7 protein-coding genes are annotated in these 5,270 nt (G+C 71.6%); 3 read left to right on the forward strand and 4 right to left on the reverse strand.

The window, feature by feature from the left end; translation table 11 throughout:
• Positions 1 to 508, forward strand: a 508-nt coding sequence (locus tag FV242_RS32490; protein ID WP_281407134.1) for a glycosyltransferase family 2 protein, incomplete at its 5' end; no start/stop codon positions are given.
• Positions 505 to 1,443 (forward strand): glycosyltransferase family 2 protein, encoded by a 939-nt coding sequence (locus tag FV242_RS32495; RefSeq protein WP_147941815.1) that lies wholly within the window; start codon positions 505 to 507, stop codon positions 1,441 to 1,443. The genes FV242_RS32490 and FV242_RS32495, both read left to right, overlap by 4 nt.
• Here the strand turns inward: FV242_RS32495 and rutC are convergent, their stop codons facing one another.
• The 3 genes from rutC to rutA are packed head-to-tail and all read right to left on the reverse strand — an operon-like array spanning position 1,444 to position 3,723.
• A complete protein-coding gene (gene rutC / locus FV242_RS32500; RefSeq protein ID WP_147910883.1) occupies positions 1,444 to 1,830 on the reverse strand; it encodes a pyrimidine utilization protein C in 387 nt (128 codons plus the stop codon). It abuts the gene before it with no gap.
• Between the two features lie 44 nt (positions 1,831 to 1,874).
• Entirely contained in the window at positions 1,875 to 2,612 is a 738-nt protein-coding gene (gene rutB, locus FV242_RS32505; protein ID WP_147941817.1) for a pyrimidine utilization protein B, read from the reverse strand.
• A 16-nt stretch (positions 2,613 to 2,628) separates the two neighbouring features.
• Positions 2,629 to 3,723 (reverse strand): pyrimidine utilization protein A, encoded by a 1,095-nt coding sequence (gene rutA / locus FV242_RS32510; protein WP_147910885.1) that lies wholly within the window; start codon positions 3,721 to 3,723, stop codon positions 2,629 to 2,631.
• Positions 3,724 to 4,071: 348 nt separating this feature from the next.
• Here rutA and FV242_RS32515 point away from each other — a divergent pair, with 348 nt between their 5' ends.
• Positions 4,072 to 4,500: a DUF4864 domain-containing protein gene (locus FV242_RS32515; protein WP_147910882.1), complete on the forward strand. Its 429-nt coding sequence runs from the start codon at positions 4,072 to 4,074 to the stop codon at positions 4,498 to 4,500.
• A gap of 48 nt (positions 4,501 to 4,548) precedes the next feature.
• On the opposite strand, the gene FV242_RS32520 is transcribed toward FV242_RS32515, so the two are convergent.
• Positions 4,549 to 5,037, reverse strand: coding sequence for a hypothetical protein (locus tag FV242_RS32520; protein WP_147941816.1), 489 nt, complete (start codon positions 5,035 to 5,037; stop codon positions 4,549 to 4,551).
• Positions 5,038 to 5,270 lie beyond the last annotated feature (233 nt).

Below are 5,270 nucleotides of genomic sequence, written 5' to 3' on the forward strand. Positions count from 1 at the left end.
CTACCCGGCCCGCCCCGGCGCGCCGGCCTGCGGCGCCCTCCCTCCAGCCTGCGGCGCCCTCGCTCCGGTGCAGTTCCTGGCGACCTCCGGCTCGCTCATCGACCTCGACGCCCTCGCCCGGGTCGGGCCGTTCCGCGCCGACTTCTTCATCGACGGCGTCGAGCTGGAATGGTGCTTTCGCGCCTGGAGCCTGGGCTGGGGCTGCTACCTCGCCCGGGACGTCGCGATCCCCCACCGGGTCGGCGGCGAGGTGATCCGCGGCCTCGGGATCGCGATGCCGCGCCAGCCCCTGTTCCGGATGGCGACCTACCTGCGCAACGCGGTCTATGCCTGGCGCCTGCCGCACGTGCCCCTGCGCTGGAAGCTCGCGCAGGCCGCCTACCTGCCGCTCCAGGCCGGGCTGTATTGGGCGGATTCGGGCTGGCGGCCCGCCGTGCTGCTGCGGCTGCTCGGAGCCGCCCGCGACGGCGCCCTCGGGCGTCTCGGGCCCCCGCGGGATCGCGTATGACACAGCGCCCGATCCTCGACGTGGTGATCGTCAACTGGAACGGCGGCGCCCTGCTCGGCGCCTGCCTGGCGAGCCTTGCGGCCGTCCAGGAGGCCGCCGCCGTGCAGGTCATCGTGGTGGACAACGCCTCCCGGGACGGCTCGGCGGACGACCTGCCCGCCCTGCCCCGCCCGCTCCGGCTGATCCGCAACGCCGAGAATCGCGGCTTCGGCCGGGCCTGCGACCAGGGCGCCGCCGCCGGGGAGGCCCCCGCGATCCTGTTCCTCAACCCGGACACGCAGGTCGCCCCCGACGCGCTCCGGGTGGCCCTGGACGCCCTGTCGGCCGACCCGCGCACCGGGATCGTCGGCGCCCGGCTGGTCGATCCGGACGGCCGGACCGCGCGCTCCTGCGCCCGGGCGCCCACGGGTCTCGGCCTGCTCGGCCGCGCCCTCGCACTCGACCGGCTGGGACTCGTGCGGCCGCATTTTCTGGTCGAATGGGACCATGCCGACGACCGCGCCGTCGGGCAGGTGATGGGTGCGTTCCTGATGATCCGCCGGGACCTGTTCGCGGCGCTCGGCGGCTTCGACCCCCGCTTCTTCGTCTACTGGGAGGATGCCGACCTCTGCACCCGCGCCCGCGCCGCCGGCTTCGCGGTGCGGCACGTGGCCGGTGCGGTCGCCCACCATGTCGGCCAGGGCACGACCCGGCAGGTGCGGGCCCGCCGGCTGTTCTACGTCCTGCGCAGCCAGATCCTGTATGCGCACAAGCATCACGGCCGTGTCGCGGCCCTCGCCCTCACGCTGGCGAGTTTTGGCGCGCAGGTGCCGCTGCGGCTTCTCCTGGCTCTTGCCCGCCGCTCGCCGCAAGAGGCCGCGGAGGTGCTGCGCGCGGCCGGACTTTTGGCCGCCGCCCTGCCCGGCCTCGCGCCGCAGCTTCTTCGGGGTCGTTGATCAGCGGCCGATATGGGCCACCGAGGCGATCTCCACGAGGGCGTCGGGTTTCACCAGGCCGCACTGGATGCAGTAGCGCGCCGGCTTCTCGCCCGGGAAATACGCCGCGTAGACCGCGTTGATCGCCGCGTAATCGGCCCAGTCCTTGAGGAAGACGTGGTTGAAGGTCACGTCGTCCATCGTGCCGCCCGCGGCCTCGACCACGCCCTTGATCGTTTCCAGCACGTGCCGGGCCTGGGCGCCCGCGTCGCCGACATGGACGACGTTGGCGTCGGCATCGAGCGGCAGCGTGCCCGAGACGTACAGCACCCCGTCGGCCAGGGTGCCGGGCACGTAGGGGGCGAGCGGCTTGCCCGACCCCGGCGGGATGACGACCTGCTTCGGCATTGTTTCGGGACTTTCGCGGTGCGGGTGCGGGGATTGCGGGCGGTCTATTCGGCGGCGGCGCGTGTCTGCGCGCTCAGCGCCGTCTCGAACGAAGCCACGTCCGAGACCCATCCGAAGAAGGTCTCGATGTTGGCGAGCGCCCCCTCGTGCAGGCTCCGCGGGCCTGCCTGGTGGGTGGCGTCGGCGAGCACAATTCCAAAATACTCCCGGTGGTAGCCGTCCCGCAGGGTCGACTCGACGCAGACATTGGTGGCGATGCCGGTGAAGACCAGCGTGTTCACCCCCCGGGCCCGCAGCATGCTGTCCAGCGGCGTGTTGTAGAAGCCGCTGTAGCGCGGCTTGCCCAGCACGATGTCGCCGGGCTCCGGCTTCAGGGCATCGACCAGGGCGTAGTCCCACGAGCCCTTGGCCAGGAGCTGCGCGTTCATCTCGGGCCGCCGCCGCATGGTCTTGAGGGCGTTGGACTTGTGCCAGTTCGGCGAGCCCGGGCCGCCGGCCTCGACATAGTCCGGGTCCCAGCCGTTCTGGAACCACAGGATCCGGATGCCCGCCGCCCGGGCGGCGGCCACCGCCCGGGCGATCCGGGCGATGACCGGGCCGGTGCCCGACACGTCGAAGCCCGCGAGGTCGAGATAGCCGCCCGGGCTGGCGTAGGCGTTCTGCACGTCGACGACGATAAGCGCGGTCGCGGCCGGGTCGAAGGCGATCGGCTCGGGCCGGGCCGGCAGGATCACGCCGCCGTGGCGGCCCTGGGGATCGTGGAATCCGGCTTGCAAATCCATCACGCCACTTCTCTCGTCACGCCACGTCTCGGAGCGGTGCCGGCACCACGTGCCGGCGGGACCGCATCAGCGGCTGGATCCGGGTCCCGAACGCGTCGAGGCCCTTCAGGAAGTCGTCGAACACCAGCAGCACGCCCTCGACGCCGTCGATCGTCATGATCGTGTCCAGCATCGCGGCCACCTGGGCGTAGCTGCCCACCAGGGTGCCCATGTTGAGGTTCACCGCGGAGGTCGGGTCGGCGAGCTGGCGGACGTTGGTGTCGCTGCCGGACTTGGTGTCGGCCGCGCCCTGGAGGCCGAGCCAGGCGATCGCCTCGGTATCGGCGCCGGCCTTGTAATGCGCCCAGGTCGCCATCGCGGCGGCGTCGGTCTCGTCGGCGATGATCATGAACAGCGCGTAGGCGGTCACGCGCCGCCCGGTCCTGGCGCTGGCCTCGGCCAGCCGCTCCACCACGGGGGCGAACGCGGTGGGCGTGTTGAGGCCTTTCCCCAAGCAGAAATTGTAGTCGGCGTAGCGGGCCGTGAAATCCAGGCCGGCCCCGCTCTGGCCGGCGCAGATGATCTTCATCGGCGCCTGCGGGCGGGGGCTCAGGCGGCAATCGTTCATCTGGAAATACGTGCCCTTGAGGTCGCTGGCACCCGTCTCCCACAGCTCGCGCAGAACCTGAGCATACTCTGCCAAGTAGTCGTAACGCTTCGCGAAATACGCCTCGCCGGGCCACAGGCCCATCTGGTCGTATTCCGGCTTCTGCCAGCCGGTGACGAGGTTCAGGCCGAAGCGGCCGTCCGAGATCGAATCGATGGTCGCGGCCATGCGGGCGGTGATCGCCGGCGGCATGCACAGGGTCGCCGCGGTGGCGAACAGCTTGATCCGGGTGGTGATCGCGGCCAGCCCCGCCATCAGGGTGAACGACTCGAGGTTGTGGTCCCAGAACTCGGTCTTGCCGCCGAAGCCGCGCAGCTTGATCATCGACAGGGCGAAATCCAGGCCGTGCGCCTCCGCCTTGAGGGTGACCTGCTTGTTGAGCGCGAAGCTCGGCCGGTATTGCGGGGCGTTCTCCGACAGCAGCCAGCCGTTGTTGCCGATCGGGATGAACACCCCGACGCTCATCGGGGCGACGTCCCCGGCCGGCACGGTGTCGGGAAGGGGCACGGTGTCTGGAAGGGGCACGGGAACGGTCTCGGCGTCCACCTGGCTCTGCACCATCGCCCTCTCCTTCGCTCGGCCGAGCCCCGCAGGGCTTGAGTCGGTCGAGCGGACGCTCGCAAAACCTGGGCACAGAAGCAAACCCGTGCGCCGGCATGAGGCGGAAAATGCCTCTCTTTCCAGCGGCTTGCACAACCAGCGCGCGATATCTGCACATCCTGCGCGCGCGGTGCTTGCCGACCGCCCCGGCCCGTCTAGATGTTCTGTCGGCTCAGGGGTCTCGTGGGAGGCGCCCGATCGGAGTGACCGTCGATGCGCGCGTGGCTCGCCCTCCTGCTGCTCCCCCTCCTGGTGCTCCCCGGCGTCGCGGGGCCGGCGGCGGCCGATGACGGCGCCCGGACGGAGGCGCGGGCGGTGATCACCCGGCAGGTCGAGGCGCTCGGGCGCGACGACGCGCCGACCGCCTACGCCCAGGCGGCCCCGGCGATCCGGGAGATGTTCCCGAACGCCGACCTGTTCATCGGCATGGTGCGCAACCAGTACCGCCCGGTCTACCGCCACCGCAGCTTCGTGTTCGGCGAGGGCCGGGACACCGGGGAGGCGGGCGTGGTGCAGTCGGTGGCGATCCAGGACGAGTACGGCGTCGACTGGACCGCCGAGTACAGCCTCGCCCGGGACGCCGATGGGACGTGGCGCATCACCGGCTGCCGCCTGATCAAGGCGCCGGGCACAAGTGCCTGACGGGCTTCTGGCGGGCGCCCGGACCCGCGCCCGCGCGTCCGCCGACCTTTACGCGGCCAGCGCCACGGCCTTCCGGATCGTCCCGTCGAGCGCGACGTAGACCGTGTGGCGCACGCCGTCCTTTGCGCCCTGCAGCTCGAAATGCCTGGGCTTCCGCTCCGGCGCGCCGGCGACCGCGTAGCCCGCGGCCTCCGCGGCCCGGACCGCCAGGGCGGGATCGGCCACCGGATGGCCGTGACCCTCCGTCTTGGCGGCGCCCGTCTTGCGGGCGTCCTTCTTGGAGGCGTCCTTTTCGGGCCAGTCGATCGTGCGGGTCGAGCCGTCCGCAAGCGTAAGGCGGGTGACCTTGATCTCGGAGGGCTTGCGCGTGCCCCGCAGCGAGACCCGGTCGCCGGCCGCCAGGACGATCCCGGCGGCGCCCTTCGGGCCGAGATCCGCCAGAATCCGCCCCCCGGCCCCGTCGAGGGCGAAGCGGTGCCCGAACACCGCCCAGACGGTGCCGGCGGCGTCGAACGGTTCGGTCTGCGTATCGGTCATGGCGTTGATCCTGTTCCTGTTTTCGTGTGGGGGCAGGGATGGTTCTTGCCCCGCCCCCCGAGTGGGGCCTACCGGGCGTCGCCGGGGCGCAGCGTCGCGAGTTTGTCGAGCAGCTGCAGGGTGATGTCGGCGCAGGCCTTCATCGATTCCTCGTCGGCGCATTTCACGTCGATCCGGGCATCGCCGCGCTCGACCTGGAAGTGCGCGCCCTTCGGCGGGGGCGGGGGCGGGGG

The organism is Methylobacterium sp. WL64 (assembly GCF_008039945.1).
Lineage (GTDB): Bacteria > Pseudomonadota > Alphaproteobacteria > Rhizobiales > Beijerinckiaceae > Methylobacterium.

Coding starts and splice junctions, on each gene's coding strand:
- FV242_RS32495 (WP_147941815.1), top strand. CDS start 505: ATGACACAGCGCCCGATCCTCGACGTGGTGATCGTCAACTGGAACGGC.
- rutC (WP_147910883.1), bottom strand. CDS start 1,830: ATGCCGAAGCAGGTCGTCATCCCGCCGGGGTCGGGCAAGCCGCTCGCC.
- rutB (WP_147941817.1), bottom strand. CDS start 2,612: ATGGATTTGCAAGCCGGATTCCACGATCCCCAGGGCCGCCACGGCGGC.
- rutA (WP_147910885.1), bottom strand. CDS start 3,723: ATGAGCGTCGGGGTGTTCATCCCGATCGGCAACAACGGCTGGCTGCTG.
- FV242_RS32515 (WP_147910882.1), top strand. CDS start 4,072: ATGCGCGCGTGGCTCGCCCTCCTGCTGCTCCCCCTCCTGGTGCTCCCC.
- FV242_RS32520 (WP_147941816.1), bottom strand. CDS start 5,037: ATGACCGATACGCAGACCGAACCGTTCGACGCCGCCGGCACCGTCTGG.